This window comes from Halomonas borealis (assembly GCF_004798905.1).
Lineage (GTDB): Bacteria > Pseudomonadota > Gammaproteobacteria > Pseudomonadales > Halomonadaceae > Halomonas > Halomonas borealis.
In genome coordinates this window covers 36246-61337 of sequence record NZ_SDMO01000007.1, presented here as the reverse complement: position 1 = coordinate 61337, position 25092 = coordinate 36246, and the positions used below count along the sequence as shown (strand labels likewise).

The window sequence follows — 25092 nt, the reverse complement described above, 5'->3', positions numbered from 1 at the left end:
CGTTAAGCGGTAAGACACAACGACCCCGCCAGGCCATGCCTGTGCGGGGTTTTTGCTGGTGGGGCTTACGTGCTGGCAGCTTATCGCTTACGGCTCTGAACCGGCCGAAGGCCGGATCAGTCGCGCAGGCTGATGATTCGCCAGTCGCGCGCCTCGGCGGCCGCGCGCAGCGAGGCGTCGGGATCCACCGCCACCGGATGGTCGACCCGTTCGAGTAGTGGCAGGTCGTTATGGGAGTCGCTGTAGAACCAGGTGTCGTGCAGTGAGAGCGCGCGTCGCTCGAGCCACTCCGTGAGGCGCGTCACCTTGCCCTCCCGAAAGCTTGGCACGCCGCTGACCCGGCCGGTGTAGCGTCCATCGATCCTTTCCGGCTCCACGGCGATCAGCTCGTCGATGCCCAGACGCTCGGCGATCGGACCGGTGATGAAGCGGTTGGTGGCGGTGATGATCAGCAGGGTGTCGCCGTTGGCCCGATGGCGAGCGACCAGCTCTTCGCCGCGTGGCAGGATATGCGGCTCGATCTTGCTGACCATGAACTGCTGATGCCAGGCCGCCAGCTGCGCTGGCGAATGCTCGGTCAGCGGCTTGAGGGCCACCGCCAGGAATTCCGCCATGTCCAGGGTGCCGGCCTCGTAGTCCGCCATGAATCGGTCGTTGGCTTCCTTGTAGGCCACCGGGTCCACGGCGCCCTGTTCGAGCAGAAACTCGCCCCAGGCGTGGTCGCTGTCGATGGAGAGCAGGGTATTGTCCAGGTCGAAGATGGCGAGGCTCACGGCGTCTCTCCATGGTTGTCGGGGTCGTATCGAGCCCGCGAGTATGTCAGAAGCCTCGGCCACCTTCGAGCATGGCCATAATGGCGTATTGATACGATTCATGGCCTTGTGGAAGAATGCAGTGAAGACTGGATTCATAAGGTGAAGTCCGTGATCGACGCAGACGGCTTTCGCCCCAACGTTGGCATCATCCTCGCCAACGAGCAGGGGCAACTGCTTTGGGCGCGTCGGGTAGGGCAGAATGCGTGGCAGTTTCCCCAGGGAGGCATCAAGGCGAACGAGACACCGCAACAGGCATTGTTTCGCGAACTTTACGAGGAGGTCGGCCTGACCGCCGACGACGTCGAGGTGCTTGCCTGTACCCGGGGCTGGTTGCGTTACCGCCTACCGCGACGCATGGTGAGAACGCGCTCCCGGCCGGTGTGCATCGGCCAGAAGCAGAAATGGTTCCTGCTCAGGATTCGCTGCGGCGAGACCCGTATCAGCATGGATGGTGGTACCGCCAAGCCCGAATTCGATGGCTGGCGCTGGGTCAGTTACTGGTATCCGCTGGGCCAGGTGGTGCCGTTCAAGCGCGAGGTCTATCGGCGCGCGTTGCGTGAGCTGTCGCCTCGCGCCCAGCGCCTGGCCTTGGGGCATGGCTGACGCGCCGATACAAGTCGGGGGTGGCCCCGGCGACACCCTCAGCGAGGCATGACGACAATGGACAGCAAGACGCCGATGCTCGAGGTGCTGCGTCGTATCATCCTGGAGGTCAACGGGGCGCGCAATCTGGACGCCGCCCTGTCGACCATGGTGCGGCGCATCCGCAAGGCCATGCGCACCAACGTATGCTCCTTCTACCTCTTCGATGCTCAGCTCGATCGCCTGGTGTTGATGGAGACCATCGGCCTGCGTACCCAGGCCGTGGGGCGGGTGTCGCTCTCGGTGGGGGAGGGGTTGGTCGGGCTGGTGGCCCAGCGCGAGGAACCCCTCAACCTCGAGGATGCCCATGCCCATCCCTACTTCCGCTACTTCGAGGCTACCGGGGAGGAACGCTATTCCAGCTTCCTCGGCGTGCCGATCATCCATCAGCGCCGCATGCTCGGCGTGCTGGTGGTCCAGCAGTCCGACAAGCGGCGCTTCGATGAGGCCGATGAAGCCTTCCTTGGCACCATGGCGGCTCAGCTGGGCGGCGTGCTGGCCCACGCCCTGGCTACCGGCAGCCTGACCCGGCCGTCATTGCCTGGCGGCCAGGCGATCTTCACCGGGGTCGCGGCCTCGCCGGGCATGGCCATCGGCGAGGCGGTGGTGATCGCGCCGCCGGCCGACCTCGACAGCGTGCCCGACCTTATCCCCACCGATGAAGAATACGAGATCGCACGGCTCAAGGAGGCGATCGGCTGGGTCCGCGACGAGATTCGCTCGGCGGGCGAGCGGCTGGCCAGCCGCATCTCGGCCCAGGAGCTGGCGTTGTTCGACGTCTACCAGCAGATGCTGGGCGAGGCGGCGCTGTCTCAGGAAGTGGTCAAGCGCATCCGCGAGGGCCAGTGGGCGCCGGGAGCGCTGGCCGATGTGGTGCGTCGTCACGTGCAATACCTGGAGCGCGTCGACGACGACTACCTGCGTGAGCGGGCCGCCGACGTGCGTGACTTGGGGCGGCGGGTGCTCGCCCATCTCCAGGAGGACACCGCCTCGACGCCCGCGGTGTATCCGGATCACTGCGTGCTGGTCAGCGACGAGATCAGCGTGGCGATGCTCGGCGAGGTCCCGCGCGACAAGCTGGCGGGCATCGTCTCGGTGCGTGGATCGAGCACCTCTCATGTGGCGATCATCGCGCGGGCCATGGGCATTCCCACCGTGCTTGGCATGGTCGACCTGCCGTTGCCGCGCTTGAACGGTGCCCGGTTGGTGCTCGATGGCCATCGCGGGCGGTTGTTCGTGCGTCCGAGTGCCGATGTCGAGAGCCATTACCAGGGATTGATCGAAGAGGAGCGGGCGCTCGCCGAGCTGCTCGAACACGAGCAGGACCTGCCCAGCCGCACGCCGGACGGCTACGACATGCCGTTGTTGGTCAATACCGGCCTGACGGTCGATGCCATGGCATCGCTCAAGTCGCGCATCGGCGGGGTCGGGCTGTATCGCACCGAGGTGCCGTTCATGGTCGCCGAGCGCTTTCCCGGCGAGCAGGAGCAGACCAAGCTCTATCGCGAACAGCTCGAAGGCTTCGCCCCGTTGCCGGTGGTGATGCGCACGCTGGACATCGGCGGCGACAAGGACCTGCCCTATTTCCCCATCGAGGAAGCCAACCCCTTCCTCGGCTGGCGGGGGATTCGCGTGACCCTCGACCATCCCGAGGTGCTGATGGTGCAGCTGCGGGCCATGCTGCGTGCCTCCCAGGGGCTCGACAACCTGCAGATCCTGCTGCCGATGATCACCAACGTCGACGAGGTCGACGATGCGCTGCGCTTGCTCGAGCGGGCCATCCGCGAGCTCGGCGAGGACGGTGTCGAGGTGGTGAGGCCCCGGGTCGGCGCGATGATCGAGGTGCCGGCGACGCTCTATCAGCTCGATGCGCTGGCCGAGCGGGTGGACTTCTTCTCGGTGGGCAGCAACGACCTGACCCAGTACCTGCTGGCGGTGGATCGTAACAACCCGCGGGTGGCGGACTTATACGATGCCTGCCATCCGGCGGTCCTCTCGGCGATGGCGCGCCTGGCCAGCGAGACGCGGGCGCTGGGGGTGCCGACCTCGGTATGCGGTGAGCTGGCCGCCGACCCGGCCGGCGCGCTGCTGCTGATGGGAATGGGCTTCGAGGCGCTGTCGATGAACGCCCCGAGCCTGCCCAAGGTGCGTGCCGGTATCCGGCGCGTCAGCCACGCGTCGGCCGCGGCGCTGGTCGATGAGGTCCTGGCCGAGACGTCGCCGACGGGTGTGCGGCGCTGCCTGGAGGCGCGCATGAATGAGTGGGAGCTCACGCATCTGCTGCCGCCCAAGGACACCTGAGGCCGCTCAGGTTCATGACACGCTCGGTAGCGAGGGCGTGGCGAGCGTCAGCTGATGCTCGCCCAGCATGATGCCGTTCGGCCCGAAACGCCGCTCGCCGATGCTCAGCCGGCCGTCGGCGCGCCATTCCAACCAGCTGGTGGCCCGAGTGCCATATTCCTGACCGACGATGAACGCCGCCGAGAGGCGGCGTTCGAGTGTCCGTCCGATGCCGGTATCCGGCAGTCGAGCGTCCTCGGCCTCGCGGCTGTCGCTCATTACGGCCAGGGCGTCATCGGGCCAGCGGCCCTCGCGCAGGCTGTCGGCGAGGCCGTGGCGTGCGGCGATCAGCTTCGGCCAGGGGGTGTTGCGCTCGGCGTTGGAGAGGCCGTGCAGGCCGGCGGGCAGGCGTTCGAGGGTGATTCGCTCGCGGCCACGGTGTAGGCACCACAGCCGTCGGCCATCGCCGGTCAGCAGGTTGAAGCCAGCGTAGCGCCGGGCACCGCCATCGGCGAGCTCGCCCAGCCAGGCGGCCGGATCGTCGCATTCCAGCGCCGCGCGCACCAGGTCGCCGCGACTGGGGGGCCGTGCGGGCGTCGGCAAGCCAGGGTCGCGCACGTTGGTCACGGCGGCGAAGCGTCCGTCGCGATGGACGGCGAGCCAACCTCCGCCGGCTTGCAGGTCGCGCCCGCCGATGATGTCGGGCGCGTCTTCCCAGGCGTCCAGCGCCGCCGTGGGGCGCGCGTGGGACTCGTCGCGGTTGGCCACCAGGCGCAACACGACCGGGGAATCGGGATGGTGGGCGAGGGCGATCAGGCACATGGTCGCCAGCCTACCCCGCTCGCCGCCACGCGGAAAGGCCCGCCATGACAGGGCTTGCCCGGCATCGTACACTCGGGTCGACGATAATCGAGGCGGTGCAGGGATGACGATGAGAGTCAAGACAGACAAGGAGCGTAGCTGGTCGCGTCTGGTGACGCCGATCCTGTGGCCGTTGTTGGCGCTGCAGGTGGTGTTGCTGGGCCTGTGGCTGGCGGTCGGACTGAGTGGCCGCTGGTTGGTGCTGGCGCCGGCCTCCTGGGGCGATACCTTCTGGTGGCTGTTGGTCCTGATGGTGGGCAGCGGCCTCAATCTCACGGCGTTCCTGGTGCTGCTGCGTCAGCGCCTGCGTGGCGAGGAGGCGAGGCTCGAGGCGGCCTTCGTCCGCCTCGGTAAGCGGCTGGAGGAAGGTGACGGCGAAGGAGGCTCCGAGGGCGGGCGACTCGTCGACCCCGATCTGCCCCTGGAGCGTCGACTCGAGGCCGTGGGTGAGCTGTGCGATGCCATGAGCGAGCGCTGTCAGGCCGACCTCGACGCCGCGCGAGACGCCGAACGCCGCCTCAATGACGACCTGCAGGCCCAGCATGATCGCCTGGCGAAGCTCGAGACCGGGCGTGTGCGTGCCCAGGAGGAGTCGCGGCTCAAGTCCGGCTATCTCAGCCACCTTCAGCAGATGCTTAACCCGCTGATGGAGGCCGTGTCCGAGGTCCTGCGAGGCGAGCGTTGGCAGCGTTGCGACGGCGCCGCCGAACGCGTGGCCATCGAGCGGCTGCAGGAGCGGCTGGCGGAGACCGCGGTGTTGCTGGAGAATCTCGGCGACCCCGAATCGCACGAGTCGGGGGCGGCCCCGCGCCCGGCCAGCCGCATACTGGTCGTCGATGATGGTCCGGTGAATCTGATGCTGGCGCGCAAGGTGCTGGAAGGGCAGGGGCTGGAGGTGGTCACGGCTACCAGCGGCCGCGAGGCCCTCGATTGCCTGGATACCGCCGCCTTCGACCTGGTGTTTCTGGATATCTACATGGCCGACCTGGACGGCGTGGAGACCTGCCATGCCTGGCGGGCTCGCGAAGCCGAGCGTCCGGGGCGGCCGCGCAGCGTGCTGGTGGCGCTAACCGCCAACGCTGGCGATGCGGATCGCCGACGCTTCCGCGAGGCCGGCATGGACGACTACCTGGCCAAACCCTATCGCCCCCAGGACCTGCTGGACCGAGTGCGGCACTGGTTGCCCGGCCGGCTGGCTCGCGAGGAGCAGGCATGAGTGTGCTGATGCTGGGCGCGGGGTATGTGCTGCTGGGCGGCTTGGCCGGGACCCTGGCAGGGCTGTTCGGCATCGGCGGCGGATTGATCATCGTGCCGGCCCTGGTGTTCGCCTTCGAGCTGCAGGGGGTGGCGCCGGAGAACCTCATGCATCTGGCCGTGGGCACCTCGCTGTCGACCATCGTGGTGACCGGGGCCTCTTCGGCCTGGGGGCATTACCGCCGCGGTAGCGTCGATCGCGACGGATTCCTGGCGCTGCTGCCGGGGCTGGTGCTGGGCGCCATCGCCGGCGTCTTCGTCGCCGACGGCTTATCCGGTGGTGCGCTGGGTCGCCTGTTCGGCGTCTTCCTGTTGGCGGTGGCCGCGAAGATGGCGCTGGGGCTCGGGCCTCGTTCCGGGCAGCGCCCTCCCCGCCGAGGCGTCATGGGGCTGGCCGGCGGGGTGATCGGGGGCGTCTCGGCGCTGTTCGGCATCGGCGGCGGCACCCTGTGCGTGCCCTGGCTGACGCGCTGCGGCGCGCCGATGACCCGGGCCGTGGGCACATCCTCGGCCTGCGGCTTGCCGATCGCCGCCTTCGGTGCGACGACCTTCATCGTCGTCGGCTGGGGCGAGCCGAGCCTCCCCGCCGGCGCCCTGGGTTACGTGATGGTGCCGGCCTTGGTCGGCATCGTGGTCGCCAGCGTGCCCTTCGCGCGGGTCGGCGTGCGGCTGGCGCATCGTCTGCCGGCACGCCTGTTGCGCCTGTCCTTCGCCGGGCTGTTGGCGGTGGTCGGGCTCAAGTTCCTGATTTAACGCTTTACGGAGCAAACGTGAAGCGTTAAGCAAGGCCTTGACCCGGCGCGGGCGGATGGGGACCCTTTGGTTTCCAGCTTCCGAGGATTCCATGATGCCTTACCCCGATATCGACCCCGTGGCCATCGCGCTTGGGCCGCTCCAGATCCACTGGTATGGCCTGATGTACGTCATCGGCTTTCTTGCCGCCTGGTGGCTGGGGCGCCGTCGCGCGTCGCGCATCGGCCTGAACGGCGATGACGTGGGCGACCTGATCTTCTATGCCGCGCTGGGTGTGGTGCTCGGCGGGCGGCTGGGGTATGCGTTGTTCTATGGCCTGGATCAATGGCTCGCCGACCCGCTGTGGGTGCTGCGCGTGTGGGACGGCGGCATGAGCTTCCATGGCGGCTTGCTCGGCGTGCTGGTGGCCTCGCTATGCTTCGCGAGGAAGAAACGGCTGGCGTTCTTTACCCTCACCGATTTCGTCGCCCCGCTGGTGCCGATCGGCCTGGGCGCCGGGCGCATCGGCAACTTCATCAATCATGAGCTGCCGGGGCGTGTCACGGAACTACCCTGGGGGCTGGTCTTTCCCGGCCAGGGCCCCGAACCGCGTCATCCCTCGTCGCTGTATGAGGCCCTGCTGGAAGGCGTCGTGCTATTCGCCGTGCTGTGGTGGGTCTCGGCCACGCCGCGTCGGCGCGGGTTGGTCTCGGGTCTGTTCCTGGTGCTCTACGGCGTCTTTCGCTTCGGCGTGGAGTTCGTGCGCCGCCCGGATCCGCAGCTCGGCTTCATCGCCTTCGACTGGCTGACCATGGGCATGCTGCTGTCGCTGCCGATGATACTCGCCGGCGTGGTGCTGATGAGCTGGTCGCGTGGGCGGCCGGTGGACGCCGAGGCGTGAGGCGTGAGGCGCGTAGCCGGGATGGGCGGCCAGGGTCCGGGCATGTAGAATGCAAGGCCCACTTCTCAGCCGCCGACCATGCCCGTGACTGCCAACGCTCCTCCCGCCCTCGAACAGCCTTACCTGGACCTGATGCGCGCCGTGCTCGATCACGGCGTGGAGCGTGACGACCGCACCGGCGTCGGTACACGCTCGTTGTTCGGTCATCAGATGCGCTTCGACCTGTCGCGCGGTTTCCCGCTGGTCACCACCAAGAAGCTGCACCTGCGCTCGATCATCCACGAGCTACTGTGGTTCTTGGCCGGCGACACCAATATCGCCTATCTCAAGGCCAACGGGGTGCGCATCTGGGACGAATGGGCCGACGAGAACGGCGAGCTGGGGCCGGTCTACGGCTATCAGTGGCGCAGCTGGCCGGACCCGCGAGGCGGCCACGTCGACCAGCTCGCGGGCTTGCTGGAGCAGATCCGCCACAACCCGCGCTCGCGACGGCTGATCGTCTCGGCCTGGAACCCGGCGCTGGTCGACGAGATGGCGCTGCCACCGTGCCACTGCCTGTTCCAGTTCTATGTGGCCGATGGCAAGCTTTCCTGCCAGCTCTACCAGCGCAGCGCCGACATCTTCCTCGGGGTGCCCTTCAACATCGCCAGCTACGCGTTGCTGACGCGGATGATCGCCCAGGTGGCCGGCCTCGAGCCCGGCGACTTCATTCATACCCTGGGCGATGCCCACCTCTATCTGAATCACCTGGAGCAGGCCCGGGAGCAGCTGTCGCGGACCCCGCGGCCGGCGCCGCGCCTGGAGCTCGACCCCGATGTCACGGGTCTGTTCGACTTTCGCTTCGAGCATATCGCCATCGCGGATTACGAGCCGCATCCTCATATCAAGGCGAAGGTGGCCGTATGAACGACGACACGCTGATCCCGGTGGCGATGATCGCCGCCTTGTCCACGAACCATGTCATCGGCGTGGACAACCAGCTGCCCTGGTACCTGCCGGAAGACCTCAAGTTCTTCAAGCGCATGACCCAGGCCAAGCCGTTGATCATGGGACGCAAGACCTTCCAGTCCATCGGCCGGGCGTTGCCCGGGCGGCTCAATATCGTGGTGACGCGGGATGCCGGCTTTCAGGCCGAAGGCGTGCGCGTCTGCCATGACCTGGACGCGGCGCTGACGCTGGCCGACCAGCAGGCCACCATCGATGGCGTCGACGAGATCATGGTGATGGGCGGCGGCGAGATCTATGCCCAGGCACTGGCGAAGGCGAGCCGGCTGTATCTCACCGAGGTGGCCGTCGAACTGGAGGGCGATGCTCGCTTCCCCGACCTTGACGCCGTCGATTGGCAGGAGTGCCAGCGCGTGCCGGGCGAGCCCACCGAGGGGCAGCCGGCCTATGACTTCGTGGAATACCGTCGCCGGGGTTTGCCAGACGCTCCGGAGTGACACAGACTGACGACTGGCGCCGCGGGCCTGCCGGCCAGTCGCGCGAAGGATGTTGTCTTCTCCCCGGGCATGCATGGAGGATCCGGAGTTGATCGATGAACGCCCCCGTCGTCTCATGACGGCCCTGGAATCGCGCCTCGATGCCCTGCTCGAGGCCCGCACCGAAGCTCGGGTGCAGCATCACGCCCTGCAGACCCGCCTGGGCGAGTTGGAACAAGGACGTCAGGCCCTGGAGGCCCGTAACGCCGAACTGCAGGCCCGGGCCGAGGCGGCTCTGGCGGAGCGCGATGAGCTGGAAGGCCGCCTCGCGGCGCTCGATGCGACGCTGGCCGAGTCGGTGGAGGCGAAGCGGGAGCTGGCCGAGGAGAACCGCGAGCTCGACGAACAGAACCGCGAGCTCGAGGCGTACACTCAGCGCCTCAAGGCGCGGCTCGATGACAGGAGCCCACCCGCGGACGAGCCGCCGCCGCGCCAGGCCCGAGGGCTTTCCGCCTTGATGGGCCACCATCGCGCCGCGGCGCCGGCCGCTCCTGAGAGCGTCACGTCGGCCGCCGAGGCGTCGCCCGCCCTCGAGAGCGCCACGCCTGCCGCCGGGGATGATCGGCCGGCGCCTGGCGATGCCCCCGCCGCGGAGGCGCCGTCTCCTCAGGCGCTGCTGTCGCAGTGGTATCGGCGCTATGGTGATGCGTTCTTCAAGGGGCATACCCGGCCGCTCAAGGTCGGTATCCACGAAGACCTGAGCGCCCTCGAGCCCTGGCCCGAGAAGCTGGTGCGCCGCGCCTTGGCCTGCTACGTGAACCTGCCGCGCTATCTCAAGGCCGTGCGCGAGGGCGCCGAGCGCATCGACCTGAACGGCGCCCCCGCCGGGGGCGTGGATCACGGCGCCGCCGAGCATGCCCGGCATAAGCTGGAGCGCCTGCAGGCCGAACGGCGGCGCAAGGGCAAGCCCACCAAGCCGCGTTCCTCGCCTCGGCCGCGTGGCGAGCGGCGAGCCCCGCCGCAGGGCAGTGCCGAGGCCGCCGAGCCTGTCTCGTCGGCCCCGTCGCAGCCGGATGAGCCCGCCGATGACCGCCTGCATCGCAAGCTCGACGAGCTGAAGGCCCGCCATAACGATCGCTGAACGGCCCCGGAGCGTTGACGGTGAGGCGCTATGCCCCCTTCGTCTGACTTGAAAGCGTCATATCCCCGGGGCATGATAACTCCGCTCATCGCGACTGAACGTCGTGTCAGGCCCCGGCGATGCGAGGCGTGGTGCCTCGCATCGCCGGTCCGATACGGGTAGCCGTGCAGAGGCGCGCTGATAGGTGCCTGTGTCGCGATCGTGGATGGACGCTGCGGCAAGCGGGGGATGTGATGAAGGAAAACAGTGTTTTTTTCTTGTTGCGCTCTCGTAAATCCCGGTATAGAGTTCCTTCTGCGAGCATTGGACTATAACAAGGTTTCGCCGTGGTCAGGCTCGCTGCTGCCACTCCCCGTAGAGGGGCCGGGCAACAACGAGAACCGGCACCAAGACCGGCAAACCCGCCGCAAAGACTCGAAAAGAGCGCGCGGCCATCGATCGAAACAGCAAGCTAGTCAAAAGGATTATCGCAATGAAAAAGACACTGTTAGCGACTGCCATCGCCGGTGCCATGGCCGCCTCCGGCGCCCAGGCCGCCACCGTCTACAACCAGGACGGCACCAAGCTTGACATCTACGGCAACATCCAGATTGCCTACACCAATATCAAGGACGAAAACGGCGATAGCGACGACCAGATTGGTGACAACGGCACCACCTTCGGCTTCGCCGCCGAGCACGTCATCTACGACGGTCTGACCGGCTACCTGAAGCTCGAGTTCGACGACATCCAGGCGGATGAGATGAAAACCGCCAATGATTCCGAAGACTCTGGCGACACCGCCTATGTCGGCCTGAAGGGCAACTTCGGTGATGTGCGCCTCGGTTCCTACGACTCCTTGATGGATGACTGGATCCAGGATCCGGTTACTAACAACGAATACTTCGATCTTTCCGACACCTACATTAACGGTGCTGAAGAGACCGATAAGGTGACCTACACCTCGCCAGTATACAGCGGTTTGCAGTTTGCCGTGGGTACCCAGTACAAGGGTAGCGCAGAAGGCGAGAACGTTACGGACTCCGGTAATGCCTCCTTCTTCGGTGGTGCCAAGTACGTTATCGGTGGCTTCTCCATCGCGGGTGTCTACGACAACCTCGATAATTACGAAGTGACTCAGGAAGGTTTCGATAACGGCGAAGAATTCGGTGATCGCTATGGTGTGACCGCTCAGTACACCATCAATGCCCTGCGCATGGCCGTTAAGTACGAGCGCTTCGAGTCTGATCGTGATGACATCGAAGATACTGATTATTATGGCGTTGGTGCTCGCTACGGTTACGGCATGGGCGATGTCTACGCCGCCTACCAGTATGTCGACGAAGGCGGTGAAGGTATCACCGAAGTGAATGCCAACAACCAACCGAATGACGACGATAACGACGACGATAACCGTAATGAAGTCATCCTCGGTGCTACTTATAACATCTCCGACGCCATGTATACCTGGGTCGAGGCAGCCTGGCGTGACCAAGACGAAGATGAAGGTGACGGCATGGGCGTGGGTGTCACCTACCTGTTCTGATCCAGGCGGCAGGGGTATCCTGCTTATGGGTTGAACATCGAAAGCCGATCCCCAGGGGTCGGCTTTTTTCATTGCAAAGCGACGAACGAGTAAGCGAGGTGTTATGAAACGGCCGATCATGACCGCGAGCCTGCTGGCGCTGGGGGTGACGCTCAGCGCCGCGCCGGCGCTGGCCAGCGAGATGGAGGAGCGCTTCCGCGAGGAAGGCAAGGGGATGGATCTCACCGGTTTCTTCAACGCCGAGACCGATGCCCATAGCCGCAGCTTCCTGTTCGGTGGTGTCAACGAACATGCCTTCAGCGTGAGTGAGGCGGGCGACTACCGCTTCTCCAGCGAGGTGAGTGCCGGCTATCCCGATGACTACCGCATCGCCGCGGTACTCGAGGATGCCCAGGGCCAGGTGATCGCCCGCAGCGAGGCGATGGGCCAGAATGGCGGGCTGGCAATGCGCCAGCGGCTGGCGCCTGGCGACTACGTGTTGCGTGTGGAAGCGCAGCGCTTCGGCACCCGTGGGCGGGCCGGCGACGGCTACTCCGTGCACGTGGCTGGCCTGGACGACCAGGGGCGCGTCATTGAGGAGGGCGTCAGCGACGGCGAGGGCATCTTCTTCACCGGCGAGAATCGCCAGGGTGGCGACTCGGTGTTCGTGCGCGGCGACAATGCCGTGGCGACGCTGGGTGGTGGGGCCTCCGCGACTCAGACGGCATCGACCGGTGAGACGACAGGTGCAGCGGCCGGTGCAGCGGTGGGGGCCTCGACTGGCGCGGCGGCCGGAGCATCGAGGGAGGCCGTGGATAGCGCCGCGAGCCATGACGCCTCGACGGCCCAGGCAGCCGAGCAGGCGGAGCCGCAAGCACGGTCCGGTTTCGAAACCATCGTGACCGACGTCAAGATTCGTGCCCGTGGCGAGGTGCTGACCTTTAACGTGGCCGAGCCGGGTAAGATCGACATCGCCACCTCCACGTATCCGACGGGCTACGAGGATACCTACCGCATCGAGCTCGAGGTGCTGGACGAATCGGGCCGGGTGGTCGCCGAAGGCGCCGGGCAGGGGTTCGATGGTGACGTCGAGATGACCACCGAGCTGGCGCCGGGCCGCTACAGGGTCCGCGTGCAGGGCCAGAAGTTCGGCACCGCCCGTGAGGGCGTCAACAACTATGAGTTGCGGGTGGAGAAGCGCTGAGCGCCGGGCGCATGAAGGGGCGCCCGGAGGCGCCCCAGGAAGGAGGGGAAATCAGTTGGCCTGGTCTTCTTCCATCATCATGTGGATCAGTTCCTGCAGGTCTTCCACCTGCTGCTCCAGGGCGGCGACGCGATCCTCGGCGGCGCCTTCTTCGGCCTTCTGATTGATCTCGGCCATCTTCTCCTCGAGCACCTCGGATTCCATGGCGAAGGCGGTTCCGCCCAGCATTAACGTGGCCATGGTGCTGGCGAGCAGTGTCTGCTTGATGGTCATGGGGTACCTCATGATCGTGTGGGTGAACGTGTCCTTTGCCAGGATTGGCGTAGCTTCGTACCTGCGCTACCGCTTTCCTTACAGCTGGATTAGCAGAGGTACATATAAGGTATAGCAGAGATGTCGATGGCTCGCCGCTCCCGGGCGACATTTTGGCCCGAGAGTCGGTGAGTGGTGCGCATTCGCCGACCATTCGGCGTCAGGCATGATGCCGCGGGCCCGACGGTCGGTCGGCTCCGTATGACAACGCCGCTATTCGCTTCGACTGTGATGCCGGCTATATTGATAAGGCTTACCTGATACATTGCTCTGGCCCTGTCACAAGGAGGTGGTGGCGTGTTGTTTCGATGGTCGACCTGCAAGCGTCTCGCCCTATCTCTCAAGGGCCGCTTGATGCTGGGCATGATCGCGACCTGGGTCGTGGGCATGGCCTTGCTGCTGGTCTTCGGTTGGCGGACCGGCGACACCCTGCTCGATGCGTCGAACCATACCCACCTGCGCTATGAGGCGCGGTTGATCGCCAATGACCTGACCGAACAGGTAGATTCTCGCCTCGATGCCCTCACGCGGCTGTCGACACGCCTGGAGTCGGAGACGATCGCGAGTTCGGAGGCGTTGCAGCATAGCGACGGCCTGCTCGAGTGGTTCGATCAACTCATCGTCACCGATTCGACGGGGCGCCTGACGGCGACCTGGCCGGACAATGTTCGCCTGCATGGGGTCGACCTGGCGTTTCGCGATTACTTCCGGCAGGTCCGTGCCTTCCGGCGCCCCCATGTCAGCGAACCGATCCTGTCCCTGCCGCGGGGGGTTCCGGTGGTGCTGTTCGTGGTGCCAAGGCGGGACGATGACGGGCGCTTCGCAGGGCTGATGGGCGGTGTCGTGAGGCTCAATGGGGATGGCCTGTTCCGGCGCCTGGATCGCCTGCGGCTGGGGCGGGAAGGCTATGCCACGGTCATGAGCGCTTCCGGGACCTTCCTGTACCATCCACGGCGCGACAGGGTGCTCGAGTCGGTGCCCGATAGCCAGGCCGGGCCTTGGCGCGACCTGGCCCTGCTCGGTTGGGAGGGCGAGGCCGAGGAAGTGCTGGCGAACGGGACATCGGCGTACCTCGCCTATCGGCAGATCTGGCCGGCGAACTGGGTGGTCGGCGTCACTCTGCCGAGACACCAGGTCATGGCGCCGCTCGAGGGATGGTGGTGGCGCCTCGGCTGGTGGATCCTGCCGCTCGCGGGGTTGATGCTGCCGGTGACCGGGTGGCTGCTGTGGCTGGCGTTGCGCCCGTTGTTGCGTCTGGAGTCCCAGATCGAGGAGGTCGGACAGGGCAGGCGCGGCCAGGTCACGCTGAATACCCGAATGCATGAACTGCAGCAGGTGGCCGAGACCTTCAACCGGGTCGAGGTGGAGCGGAGCCACGCCCTGGCCCGCCTCGAGGACCGCCAGGCGTTCCTGGATGCGGTGCTCGCCAGCTCCCCCGCCGGCATGTTCGTGACCGATACGCGAGGCAATATCACCTACATGACCCCGGCGCTGGTCGAGCTGGTCGGTTTCGACGAGTCGGAGACCTGTGAAGGGGAGTGGATGCGTCATATCCACCCGGACGACCGCCAGTCGGCGCGCGACCTGTGGCACTTCAGCATGCAGAGCGGGCAGGATTTCCAGCGGCAATATCGCTATGGCCACCGCCATGGCGAGCAACTCTGGCTCGAGGTGCATGCCCGCCGGGTGGCGATCGGCGAGCGCATCATCGGCTTCGTGGGCACGGTCAAGGACATCACCCAACGACGCGAGGAGGAAGCCCTGCGTCAGTGGGAGGCGGAGCACGATCCGCTGACCGGCCTGCTCAATCGGCGTGGTTTCGAGCGGCGTCTCGATGAGGCCTTGGCCGATTGGCGCAAGACTGGCACGCCTTCGTCATTGATCCTCTTTGACCTGGATCATTTCAAGCCGCTCAATGACGAGGGCGGTCATGCGCTGGGTGACGCCATGCTGTGTCGCATCGCCCGGGCGGTGGCCGGGGAGGTGCGCCGCAGCGACCATGTGGCTCGCCAGGGCGGCGACGAGTTCGCGGTGCTGCTGCCGGGTTGTAGCGTCGAGCAGGCCGACAAGGCCGCCCAGGCGCTGATTCGCGGGGTCGGAAGCATCGAGGTCACTCATCGGGGGCGCGCGTTCAGGGTCACGCTGAGCCTCGGGGTGACCAGCTTCCAGCCGCAAGATGAGCGTATCGACACGATCATCGGGCGCGCCGATGATGCCGCCTATCGTGCCAAGCGAGAAGGCCGTAACCGCGCCGTGCGCTGCGCGGCGACCGCCGACGGCTGACGCGGATCTTGTTGCTTGGCTAAACAATAGACAGCGAAGGGGTTGTCCGCCCGGTGATTCGTCACCATATCCTTGCTCAGACCGCGCTGGTCTTCATCGTTGAGATCGGCGAGAGGATTCCACCCGATTCTGTGCAAGGAGACGTGACATGTCCGCCAATACCCTGTTGGCCCCGCTGCGCTTCGGCGAACTGACGCTGCCCAACCGTATCCTCATGGCGCCGCTGACCCGCGCTCGTACGCCGGACAGCGTGCCCGGCGAGGCGCAGCAGGCCTACTATGGCCAGCGGGCCGGCGCCGGAATGATCATCAGCGAGGCGACCAACATCTCGCCCACGGCGCGTGGCTATGTCTATACACCGGGCATCTGGAGCGATGAGCAGGAGCAGGGCTGGAAGGGCGTCGTCCAGGCGGTGCACGCCAAGGGCGGGCGCATCGCGCTGCAGCTCTGGCACGTCGGCCGCGTGTCCCACGAATGGGTGCAGCCAGACGGCCAGGCCCCGGTGGCACCCAGCGCCCTGCGTGGCGAGGGCGCACAGTGCTTCGTCGAATTCCCGGACGGCAGCGCCGGGCGTCATCTCACCAGCACGCCCCGCGCGCTGGCGACCGACGAGCTGCCGGGCATCGTCGAGGACTATCGCCAGGCGGCACGGCGTGCCGACCGGGCCGGCTTCGATATGCTCGAGGTACACGCGGCCAACGCCTATCTGCTCAACCAGTTCCTGGCCACCGGCAGCAACCGGCGTACCGACCGCTATGGCGGCTCGCTCGAGAACCGGGCGCGCTTCCCACTGGAGGTCATCGACGCCGTCGCCGAGGAGGTCGGGCCGCAGCGTGTCGGCGTACGCTTGACGCCCTTCATCGAATTGTTCGGCCTCACCGACGATGAATCGGAAGCCATGGCGCATTATCTGGCCGAGCAGCTGTCCGCGCGTGGCATCGCCTATCTGCACCTGAACGAGCCCGACTGGGCCGGCGGCGAGATCCAGTTCAGCGACGACTTCCGCCGCAGCATGCGCGAGCGTTTCTCCGGCAGCCTGATCTTCTGTGGCCACTATGACGCCGCGCGCGCCGAGCGCCTGATCGAGGCGGGCATCGCCGATGCGGTGGCCATCGGCCGGCCGTATATCGCCAACCCCGACCTGGTCGAGCGCATTCGTACCGGGGCGGCCTGGAACGCGCCGAACCCCGAGACCTTCTATGGTGGCGGGGTCGAGGGCTACACCGATTACCCCTTCCTCGACAACGGCTATGACCGTCGGGGTGGCGAAGGCTGAGTCGTCTTCCCGGCCGTCGGCGTCGAGGCGCCGGCGTCGGCCAGGCTTCGGCCACGCAGGGGACGAGAAACTCGGGAGATATAGGGGAGGGCGTGGCGCCCCCTGCAGGATTTGAACCTGCGACCTGCCGCTTAGGAGGCGGCCGCTCTATCCAACTGAGCTAAGAGGGCGAAACGGGCGCTAGTATAAGCGCCTGAGCGGGCAAGATAAAGTCGTCGTCGGCCTGCCTCGGGCCGGCGTTAGCGGTTAGAATGGGGCCTTCGATGCAATCGGCGGCTGGCATGTCCGATCCTTCCCCTTCCTGTCTCTCGCCGGCGGGCGATCGCCATTTCGATGGTCTGGCCGACAAGTTCGCGGCGAGCCTCTATGGCGGCCTGCGCGGCGAGCTGCGCCTGGCGCTGCTCGACCGTCTGCTGCCCGAGATGCTGGCCCTGCAGGGCCAGCCGGCCCTCGAGGTCGGCGGCGGCCTCGGCCAGCTGGCCGGTTGGCTCGCCGAGCGCGGCCATGTCGTCACACTGTGTGAACCCGCCGACGAGATGCGCGAGCGCGCCCGAAAGGCCCTGGAAGGCCGCCGGGTGCACTGCCTCGATGCGCCGCTGCAGGCGCTACCCCTCGAGGCGCCGGGCCCCTGGCCGCTGATCACCTGTCATGCGGTGCTCGAATGGCTGGGCGATCCTCGCGCGGCGCTGGCCACCCTGGCCGGGCTGCTGGCGCCCGGTGGGCAGCTGTCGCTGATGGTCTTCAATCGCGATGCGTTGCGCCTGTCCAACGTGACCAAGGGCAACCTGACCAAGGCGTTGGCCGACCAGCTGGAAGGCCAGGGGCGAGGCAAGCGGCTGACGCCGATCTCGCCGCTCACCCATGACCAGATCGTCGCCTGGGCCGGCGAGGTCGGGCTCGAGGTGCGGGCCACGGCCGGGCTGCGTGTCTTCCACGACTACCTGCATCAGCCACCCCACAGCGAGGCCGAGCGTCGCGACCTGCTGGCGCTGGAGTGGCAGTACTGCCGCGTCGACCCCCACTGGCGGCTGGGCCGCTACCTGCTGTATACCCTGATTCGCCCCGAGGAGCCCGAGCGATGAATGCCGAGACCCCCGTCTGCCAGCTGCTGCAACGCCAGGACGCCGACTATCGCGGCTGGCTGTGGGTGGCACCGCCCCGGGATGCCTGGTTGGAAGGCGGCGAGGGCACCCTGATGGCCGCCGACCAGGCGCTGCTGACGGCCTGGCAGGCGCGTGGCCGGCCGGCGCTCTCGCCCTTCGCCGACGATGTCCCGGCACCGCCCGGGGTCGTGCTGTTCTGGCCCAAGGCTCATGCCCTGGGCGAGTGGTGGCTGCTGTGGCTGTGCGCGCGGCTGCCGGCGGGCACGCCGCTGCAGGTGGTGGGCGAGAATCAGGGCGGCATCAAGCGGGTGCTCAAGGTGCTGGCGGCACTGGGCCTGGGATGTCGCAAGGTCGATAGCGCGCGGCGCTGCAGCCTGTTCGCCTCGCGCCTCGATCGGGTCGCCCTCGACCCCGACGCGGCCTGGACCTCGTTCGAGGCGGACATCGGCAATGAGCGCCTGGCCCTGGCGAGCCATCCGGGGGTGTTCGGCCACGGCAAGCTGGACGACGGGTCGCGGCGGCTGCTCGAGCGGCTGCCCGAGGCCCTGCCGGCCTCGGGCGAGGTGCTGGACCTGGGCTGCGGCGATGGCATCCTCGCCGCCTGGCTGGCGCGTCGCGGTCACGGGGTGACCGCCGTCGACGTCAACGGTTTCGCGGTGGAAGCCACGCGGCGCACCCTGGCCGCCAACGGGCTCACCGGCGAGGTGTTGACCGGCGACGTCTTCGAGGGCCTCGAGGAGCGGCGCTTCGATGCCATCGTCAGCAACCCGCCCTTCCATCAGGATCGTGCCATCGACTATGGCCCCGCGGGCCGGCTGATCGCGCAGGCCCCCGAGCACCTGCGCCCCGGCGGCCGGCTGGTGCTGGTGGCCAATGCCTTCCTGCCCTATCCCGATCTGCTGGAACGCGCCTTCGGTGGCTTCGAGGTGCTCGCTGACGATCGACGCTTCCGGGTCTATCAGGCCACCCGGCGCTGATCAGGCCCGGGGGTCGCGGTAGGCGATCGCGGTGACGAGGTACGTGGTCTCGCCGCCGGGGGCGGCCACGCTCACCTCGTCGTCCAGATGCTTGCCGAGCAGCGCCTTGGCCAGCGGCGCATCGACGCTGATCCAGCGCTTGGTGGTGTCGGTCTCGTCGTGGCCGACGATGCGTAGCGCCAGCTCCTCGCCGTCCTCGTCCTCCAGGCTCACGAAGGCGCCGAAGAACACGCGCTCGGTGTCCTCGGGCAGCCGGTCCACCACCTGGAGCTCGTCGAGCCGCTTGGTCAGGTAGCGGATCCGGGCGATCACCCGGTTGAGTTCCTTCTTGTTGTAGGTGTAGTCGGCGTTCTCGCTGCGATCGCCCAGGGCGGCGGCCTCGCCGACCTTGGTCGAGAGGGCAGGGCGTTTGACCCGCGATAGATGGTCGAGGATACCGCGCAGGCGGTCGGCGCCTTCGACGGTGATCAGGTTGCTCTTGGGTTCCTGGCGCGGGTCCTTGGCCGGATCGCGCCAGCGCGTCATGTTACGGCCCTTCATCGGCGTTGGTCTCCTGCGGGATTTCGGGCAAACATACGCCATTGTGAAACGCCGGGACAGCGTGTGGCCGAGCTGGCGATTAATTCAAACGTTCGTTACATTTTCCAGGGAGACGCCGCACTACCACCCGCATGAGGATAGCGCCATGTTCGTACGCCGCCTGCTCGCCATCGCCTTCGCTACGGGGCTCGCATTCGCGCCATGGGTCACCGCCCTGGCCTGGGAGGACGAGCTCTTCTCGCTGCGCAGCCGCTGGGAGCACACCACCACGGCCATGCCGGAGGCGCGCCGCGCCACGGCCCTGGACGCCCTCGCCATGGAAGCGAAGGCCTTGAGCGAGGCTCATCCCGAGGCCGTCGGGCCGCGCGTCTGGCGGGGCATCGTCCTGGCCTCACTGGCTCGAGAGAGCGGCGGCCTGGACGCCCTGGGGGCGGCCAAGGAGGCGCGTCGGGTGCTGGAGGCGGCCCTCGAGAAAGATCCTCGAGGATACCAAGGCTCGGCCTACGTGACCCTGGGCGCGCTCTACGCTCGTGCCCCGGGGTGGCCGGTGGCCTTCGGCGATGAGGAGACCGCCGAGCGGATGTTCCGCCGCGCCCAGACGATTCGCCCGGAAGGCATCGACGTCAACGCCTACTACGCGGCCTTCCTCGAGGACGAGGGGCGCGAGGCCGAGGCGCTGGCCCATGCCCGGCGTGCCGTGAACGGACCGCTGCGCGAGGGGCGCAAGGCCTCCGATGCGGCGCTGCGTGACCAGGCGCAGGCGATGATCGAGCGCCTCGACAACGACTAGCCCGCCTCGCAAGACCGACGCGGACGGCCGCCGGCGAGCTTGGCAGGCCCTGCCTGGGCCACGATAATGGGAGCTTTCGCGAACATCGGAGAGAGCATGTCGGAACACGACCCACGCCAGGCGCCCGAGGCATGGCGGGCCGCGCCCTTCGACGCCGGCGACGTGGCGCTGAGCGAACGACGCTGCCTGCACCAGGGCTTCTTCCGGCTCGAGGAACTGCATCTGCGCCATCGCCTCTTCGAGGGCGGCTGGAGCGCCCCGCTGGTGCGCGAGGTGCATCGTCGACATGACGCCGTGGGCGTGCTGCTCTACGATGTGGAGCGAGACGCCGTGGTGCTGGTGGAGCAGTTCCGCCCGGCCGCCCTGGATGACCCGGCTTCGCCCTGGAAGCTCGAGATCGTGGCCGGGCTTGCCGAACGCGGCGAGAGCCGCGCCGACGTCGCCCGCCGCGAGGCCGAGGAGGAAGCCGGCTGCTCGGTGGGCGAGCTGCTCGAGCTGCATACCTACTACCCGAGCCCCGGGGCCTGCGATGAGCGCGTCACGCTGTTCTGCGCGCTGATCGATAGCCGAGGCCTGGGCGGTATTCATGGCCTCGACGCGGAGCACGAGGACATCCGGGTGCATGTGCTTTCCTTCGCCCAGGCTCGGGAGCTCATGCAGGCCGGAAGACTCGACAATGCCATGTGCCTGATCGCCTTCCACTGGCTGGCGGCGGAACGGGCCTCATTGCGAGCGAGGAGATAGCGTGTCGAGAAACGCCTATGTGACGGACCTGAAGACCCTGCAGGGCGAGTGCACCGCCAACTATGTGCGGCTGAGTCGCCTGTTGGGTGACATGGCGGTCGACGAGACCCGCGAGGTGGAGCTGGTCAGCCATGGGCGCCGGGTCGGCGCATTGTGCCTGGAGCTGCTGGAGCGAGCCCCCTATACCAGCATCGTGAGGGTCTCTCAGCGTGGCCTGCTCGATGGTGTGCTCGAGGCGCCGCGGATGCGCGTGCATCTCTATCACGACGTGCGCATGGCCGAGGTCAACGACTTCCAGCGCCAGCGGCATTTCGACGGCCGTTATCGCTACCCCAACGCGCGCATGCACCAGCCGGACGAGAAGCTGCAGCTCAACCGCTTCCTCGGCGAATGGCTCGACCATGGCCTGGCCCACGGCCATTCCATGGACCTGCCGGAACTGCCCTGACGCCCACCGTCCCTTCCGACCGTCGACGGCCTCGCCCAGGGCCGCCCCCAAGGACCCCGGCCCGATGCGATTGATCCAGATCACCGACTGCCACCTGCATGCCGACCCCGAGGCGCGCTCGCGTCATGGCGTGCCACACCGCCAGCTGGAACGCGTGGTGGAGGCCGCCGCCAGGCTGAGCCCCGACCGGGTGGTGGTGACCGGCGACATCAGCGAGGACCGCACCGCGGCCTCCTATGCCGAGGCCGAGCGGCTGCTCGCGCCGCTTGCGTGTGCCTGGTGCTGGCTGCCCGGCAATCACGACGAGCCGGGCCTGATGGCCGATCGTCGTCCCCTGCATGACACCCTCGATCTGGGCGGGCGCCGTCTGCTGCTGCTCGACACCCAGTGCATCGGCCAGGCGGCCGGCACCCTCGGCGAGACGCGCCTGGCGGCGTTGCGTGCCCGGCTCGCCGAGGATGGGCGGCCGACGCTCTTGGCCATGCATCATCCACCGGTGGCGGTGGGCTCCGCCTGGATGGATGCGCTGGGCCTGACAGACGCCGCGGCCTTCTGGGAGAGCCTTGCCGGTCATGCGCACATCGAGGCGGTGTTCTGTGGACATGTGCATCAGGCCTTCGCCGGGCATGGCCCCGTGTCGAGCGGGCGCATCCCCGTCTACGGTTGCCCCTCGACCAGCGACCAGTTCCTGCCCGGTTCCGCGGACTTCGCCGTGGACGAGGCCGCGGGCCCCGGCTTTCGGGTCATCGACCTGGGGCGCGAGGGGCTCGCCACCTGGGTGGAGCGCGTCGAACAGGCGTGAAGTCGAAATAGCGCCAATTAATATAAAAAGATAGATATTAATTCTTTTACGTTATTTCCGAGGAGGCGGTACGCTCGGCGCATGATCCTTTCCCGCCCACGTCATGCGAGGTAGCCGGGCCATGAACAGTCTCCATGCACCGACACGCGAGAGTGCCGACACGGCCGAGGGCCAGCGCGCTACTGCCGGCCTGACACCACGGCGGCTGACGCATCTGCAGCAGCTGGAAGCCGAATCCATCCACATCATTCGCGAGGTGGCGGCCGAGTTCGCCAACCCGGTGATGCTCTACTCCATCGGCAAGGATTCCTCGGTGATGCTGCACCTGGCGCGCAAGGCCTTCTATCCCGGCCCGCCGCCGTTCCCGCTGATGCACGTCAACACCACCTGGAAGTTCCGCGAGATGATCGCCTTTCGCGATCGCATGGCCGCGGACTCCGGCATGGAGCTGATCGAGCACATCAACGAGGAAGGGCGTGCCGCCGGCATCAACCCCTTCGACCATGGCTCCAGCGGCTACACCGACGTGATGAAGACCCAGTCGCTCAAGCAGGCGCTGGACAAGTACGGCTTCGATGCCGCCTTCGGCGGCGCGCGCCGCGACGAGGAAGCCACCCGCGCCAAGGAGCGCGTGTTCTCGTTCCGTGACAAGCACCATCGCTGGGACCCCAAGAACCAGCGCCCGGAGCTCTGGAACCTCTACAACGCCCGAGTCAACAAGGGCGAGTCGATCCGCGCCTTCCCGCTCTCCAACTGGACCGAGCTGGATATCTGGCAGTACATCTACCTCGAGTCGATCCCCATCGTGCCGCTGTATTTCTCCGCCCCGCGCCCGGTGGTCGAGCGCGACGGCATGCAGATCATGGTCGACGATGAGCGCCTGCCGCTGGAGGAGGGCGAGGTGCCGGAGGAGAAGTGGGTGCGCTTCCGGACCCTCGGCTGCTATCCGCTGACCGGCGCGGTGGAGTCCCGAGCCACCACGCTGCCCGAGATCATCCAGGAGATGCTGCTGACGCGTACCAGCGAGCGTAGCGGCCGCGCCATCGATCATGACCAGGCCGGCTCCATGGAGAAGAAGAAGCGCGAGGGGTATTTCTAAATGTCACACCAATCGACACTGATCGCCGACAACATCGAGCAGTACCTGCACGAGCACGAGACCAAGGACCTGCTGCGCTTCATCACCTGCGGCAGCGTCGATGACGGCAAGTCGACGCTGATCGGGCGGCTGCTGCACGACTCCAAGATGATCTTCGACGACCAGCTGGCGGCCATCACCCAGGCCTCGAAGAAGAGCGGTACCACCGGCGAGGAGGTCGACCTGGCGCTGCTGGTCGACGGCCTGCAGTCCGAACGAGAGCAGGGCATCACCATCGACGTGGCCTATCGCTTCTTCTCCACCGACCGTCGCAAGTTCATCATCGCCGACACCCCGGGCCACGAGCAGTACACCCGCAACATGGCCACCGGGGCCTCCACCGCGGGCCTGGCGGTGATCCTGATCGATGCCCGCTACGGCGTGCAGACCCAGACCCGGCGGCATAGCTTCATCGCCGACCTGGTGGGCATTCGCCACCTGGTGATCGCGGTCAACAAGATGGACCTGGTGGGCTACAGCCAGGCGCGCTTCGATGAGATCGTCGCCGAATACCGTGCCTTCGCCGAACAGCTGGGTGCCGAGGACATCCGTTTCGTGCCGCTCTCGGCGCTCAAGGGCGACAACGTCGTCAACCCGAGCGAGGCGATGAGCTGGTATCGTGTCGATGGAAAACCCGGCCCGGCGCTGCTCGAGCTGCTCGAGAGCGTCGAGGTGCGCCACGACCACAACCTCACCGACCTGCGCCTGCCGGTGCAGTACGTCAACCGGCCGAACCTGGACTTCCGTGGCTATGCCGGCACCCTCGAGGCGGGCGTGCTGCGCCCCGGTCAGGCGATCAAGGTGCTGCCTTCCGGCAAGGTCTCGACGGTCGAGCGCATCGTGACCTTCGATGGCGACCTGGAGGATGCCTGGCCGGGCCAGGCGATCACCGTGACGCTCGCCGATGAGATCGACGTCTCGCGCGGCGACTGGATCGTCGCCGCCGATGCCGAGGTGACCGAGGCCGCGGCCTTCGACGCCGACATCGTGTGGATGAGCGAGCAGGCCCTCGAGCCGGGGCGCGAGGTTGATATTCGCCTCGCCGGGCGCTCGGTGGCCGGCCATGTCGAGACCATCCACCACCAGGTGGACGTCAACACCCTGGCGCGGCACGCCGCCGAGCGGCTCGAGCTCAATGCCATCGCCCGCTGCCGGGTGGCGCTGAACGGCGAGGTGCCGCTCGATGCCTACGACCGCAGCCCGGGCACCGGCAGCTTCATCGTCATCGATCGGCTGTCCAACATCACCGTGGGCGCGGGGATGATCCGTGGCGCCGCCGAGGCCGGTGCCGAGGTGGCGGCGGGCGAGGTCGACTGGGCCGGGTTCGAGGTCGAGCTCAACGCCTTGGTGCGCAAGTACTTCCCGCACTGGCAGGCCCGGGACGTTCGCGACCTGCTCGAGTAGGCGTTCGAGCCGGCGCCACGGCTCCGGTGAGGCCCGTGGTGCCTGAGGGCAGGGCGTCTCGTGGCGGCCCGCGCCGGGCTATCCGCCAGGCATGAAGAAAGCCGCTCCCCGTAGGGAGCGGCTTTCGCGTGCTTGCCGGGCCGTGTGTCAGGCCTTCTTGAGCATCCGGTAGCCGGCCAGCAGGACCAGGGCGCCCACGATGGCCGTGATGAAGCTACCCAGGCTGAAGTCGCCCATCGAGCCGATGCCGATGAAGGCCCCCAGCCAGCCGCCGACGAAGGCGCCGGCGATCCCGATCAGGATGGTGACGATGAAACCGCCCGGATCCTTGCCCGGCATGATCCACTTGGCGAGGATGCCGGCGATCAGGCCGAATAGAATCCACGATAGAAAGCCCATGATGGCACTCCTTGCTTGACGAGTTTCCTTCTCGATGATCACCGCGCCCCTGGCGTTCGGTGCCCGCAAGGGGCGCGGTGTGTAGCGTTCATCATCACGGTAACACATCGCCTCGGCCCTG

At 67.1% G+C, this 25092-nt stretch carries 25 protein-coding genes and 1 tRNA gene; 20 read left to right on the top strand and 6 right to left on the bottom strand.

From position 1 onward, the window contains the following. Positions 1-116: 116 nt before the first annotated feature. On the bottom strand, positions 117-773 hold the full coding sequence (locus tag ETC07_RS08735; protein ID WP_136248126.1) for a histidinol-phosphatase: 657 nt from the start codon (positions 771-773) through the stop codon (positions 117-119). Between the two features lie 150 nt (positions 774-923). Between ETC07_RS08735 and ETC07_RS08730 the strand changes: the two genes are divergently transcribed. Further along, entirely contained in the window at positions 924-1418 is a 495-nt protein-coding gene (locus ETC07_RS08730; protein WP_136248125.1) for an RNA pyrophosphohydrolase, read from the top strand. 75 nt (positions 1419-1493) lie between these two features. Further along, complete coding sequence (gene ptsP / locus ETC07_RS08725; protein ID WP_136248249.1) at positions 1494-3758, top strand: phosphoenolpyruvate--protein phosphotransferase; 2265 nt, start codon at positions 1494-1496, stop codon at positions 3756-3758. Positions 3759-3770: 12 nt separating this feature from the next. Here the strand turns inward: ptsP and ETC07_RS08720 are convergent, their stop codons facing one another. Further along, complete coding sequence (locus ETC07_RS08720; RefSeq protein ID WP_136248124.1) at positions 3771-4559, bottom strand: NRDE family protein; 789 nt, start codon at positions 4557-4559, stop codon at positions 3771-3773. Between the two features lie 109 nt (positions 4560-4668). On the opposite strand from ETC07_RS08720, the gene ETC07_RS08715 reads away from it, so the two are divergent. From ETC07_RS08715 to ETC07_RS08680, 8 genes are all read left to right on the top strand, one after another. Beyond that, positions 4669-5814, top strand: coding sequence for a response regulator (locus tag ETC07_RS08715; protein WP_136248123.1), 1146 nt, complete (start codon positions 4669-4671; stop codon positions 5812-5814). Next, on the top strand, positions 5811-6605 hold the full coding sequence (locus ETC07_RS08710; RefSeq protein WP_136248122.1) for a sulfite exporter TauE/SafE family protein: 795 nt from the start codon (positions 5811-5813) through the stop codon (positions 6603-6605). The genes ETC07_RS08715 and ETC07_RS08710 overlap by 4 nt, the downstream gene beginning before the upstream one ends. Positions 6606-6696: 91 nt before the next feature. After that, on the top strand, positions 6697-7485 hold the full coding sequence (gene lgt / locus ETC07_RS08705; protein ID WP_136248121.1) for a prolipoprotein diacylglyceryl transferase: 789 nt from the start codon (positions 6697-6699) through the stop codon (positions 7483-7485). Between the two features lie 78 nt (positions 7486-7563). Next, on the top strand, positions 7564-8391 hold the full coding sequence (locus ETC07_RS08700) for a thymidylate synthase (protein ID WP_136248120.1): 828 nt from the start codon (positions 7564-7566) through the stop codon (positions 8389-8391). Beyond that, complete coding sequence (locus tag ETC07_RS08695) at positions 8388-8927, top strand: dihydrofolate reductase (RefSeq protein ID WP_136248119.1); 540 nt, start codon at positions 8388-8390, stop codon at positions 8925-8927. Before ETC07_RS08700 ends, ETC07_RS08695 begins: the two co-directional genes overlap by 4 nt. Positions 8928-9015: 88 nt before the next feature. Beyond that, positions 9016-10047 carry a ProQ/FINO family protein gene (locus ETC07_RS15910; RefSeq protein WP_240724600.1) on the top strand — a complete coding sequence of 344 codons (1032 nt, stop codon included), beginning with the start codon at positions 9016-9018 and terminating at the stop codon, positions 10045-10047. A 472-nt stretch (positions 10048-10519) separates the two neighbouring features. Next, positions 10520-11572, top strand: coding sequence for a porin (locus ETC07_RS08685; RefSeq protein WP_136248118.1), 1053 nt, complete (start codon positions 10520-10522; stop codon positions 11570-11572). Positions 11573-11675: 103 nt separating this feature from the next. Next, the gene (locus tag ETC07_RS08680) at positions 11676-12755 is read left to right on the top strand and encodes a hypothetical protein (RefSeq protein ID WP_136248117.1); all 1080 of its coding nucleotides are present in this window, start codon (positions 11676-11678) and stop codon (positions 12753-12755) included. 51 nt (positions 12756-12806) lie between these two features. Here the strand turns inward: ETC07_RS08680 and ETC07_RS08675 are convergent, their stop codons facing one another. Beyond that, on the bottom strand, positions 12807-13028 hold the full coding sequence (locus ETC07_RS08675) for a hypothetical protein (RefSeq protein WP_136248116.1): 222 nt from the start codon (positions 13026-13028) through the stop codon (positions 12807-12809). 336 nt (positions 13029-13364) lie between these two features. Here ETC07_RS08675 and ETC07_RS08670 point away from each other — a divergent pair, with 336 nt between their 5' ends. Continuing rightward, positions 13365-15350 (top strand): sensor domain-containing diguanylate cyclase, encoded by a 1986-nt coding sequence (locus ETC07_RS08670; RefSeq protein ID WP_306462089.1) that lies wholly within the window; start codon positions 13365-13367, stop codon positions 15348-15350. A gap of 148 nt (positions 15351-15498) precedes the next feature. After that, complete coding sequence (locus tag ETC07_RS08665) at positions 15499-16626, top strand: alkene reductase (RefSeq protein ID WP_136248115.1); 1128 nt, start codon at positions 15499-15501, stop codon at positions 16624-16626. 93 nt (positions 16627-16719) lie between these two features. Here ETC07_RS08665 and ETC07_RS08660 read toward each other — a convergent pair. Next, a tRNA-Arg gene (locus tag ETC07_RS08660) sits at positions 16720-16796 on the bottom strand. A gap of 111 nt (positions 16797-16907) precedes the next feature. Between ETC07_RS08660 and ETC07_RS08655 the strand changes: the two genes are divergently transcribed. Together ETC07_RS08655 and ETC07_RS08650 are read left to right on the top strand one after the other, a co-directional pair. Next, a complete protein-coding gene (locus tag ETC07_RS08655) occupies positions 16908-17708 on the top strand; it encodes a methyltransferase domain-containing protein (protein WP_136248114.1) in 801 nt (266 codons plus the stop codon). Further along, positions 17705-18706, top strand: coding sequence for a methyltransferase (locus ETC07_RS08650; protein ID WP_136248113.1), 1002 nt, complete (start codon positions 17705-17707; stop codon positions 18704-18706). Before ETC07_RS08655 ends, ETC07_RS08650 begins: the two co-directional genes overlap by 4 nt. On the opposite strand, the gene greB is transcribed toward ETC07_RS08650, so the two are convergent. Then, positions 18707-19246 (bottom strand): transcription elongation factor GreB, encoded by a 540-nt coding sequence (greB, locus tag ETC07_RS08645; RefSeq protein ID WP_136248112.1) that lies wholly within the window; start codon positions 19244-19246, stop codon positions 18707-18709. 145 nt (positions 19247-19391) lie between these two features. Here greB and ETC07_RS08640 point away from each other — a divergent pair, with 145 nt between their 5' ends. From ETC07_RS08640 to cysN, 6 genes are all read left to right on the top strand, one after another. Then, positions 19392-20036 carry a hypothetical protein gene (locus ETC07_RS08640; protein WP_136248111.1) on the top strand — a complete coding sequence of 215 codons (645 nt, stop codon included), beginning with the start codon at positions 19392-19394 and terminating at the stop codon, positions 20034-20036. A gap of 96 nt (positions 20037-20132) precedes the next feature. Beyond that, on the top strand, positions 20133-20780 hold the full coding sequence (locus ETC07_RS08635; protein ID WP_240724599.1) for an NUDIX domain-containing protein: 648 nt from the start codon (positions 20133-20135) through the stop codon (positions 20778-20780). A 1-nt stretch (position 20781) separates the two neighbouring features. Continuing rightward, entirely contained in the window at positions 20782-21228 is a 447-nt protein-coding gene (locus ETC07_RS08630; RefSeq protein WP_136248109.1) for a DUF1249 domain-containing protein, read from the top strand. 64 nt (positions 21229-21292) lie between these two features. Continuing rightward, positions 21293-22030 carry a metallophosphoesterase gene (locus ETC07_RS08625; protein ID WP_136248108.1) on the top strand — a complete coding sequence of 246 codons (738 nt, stop codon included), beginning with the start codon at positions 21293-21295 and terminating at the stop codon, positions 22028-22030. 121 nt (positions 22031-22151) lie between these two features. Then, positions 22152-23129, top strand: coding sequence for a sulfate adenylyltransferase subunit CysD (gene cysD, locus ETC07_RS08620; protein ID WP_240724598.1), 978 nt, complete (start codon positions 22152-22154; stop codon positions 23127-23129). Beyond that, on the top strand, positions 23130-24572 hold the full coding sequence (gene cysN, locus ETC07_RS08615; RefSeq protein WP_136248107.1) for a sulfate adenylyltransferase subunit CysN: 1443 nt from the start codon (positions 23130-23132) through the stop codon (positions 24570-24572). Between the two features lie 147 nt (positions 24573-24719). On the opposite strand, the gene ETC07_RS08610 is transcribed toward cysN, so the two are convergent. After that, entirely contained in the window at positions 24720-24971 is a 252-nt protein-coding gene (locus tag ETC07_RS08610) for a GlsB/YeaQ/YmgE family stress response membrane protein (protein WP_136248106.1), read from the bottom strand. Positions 24972-25092: the final 121 nt, after the last annotated feature.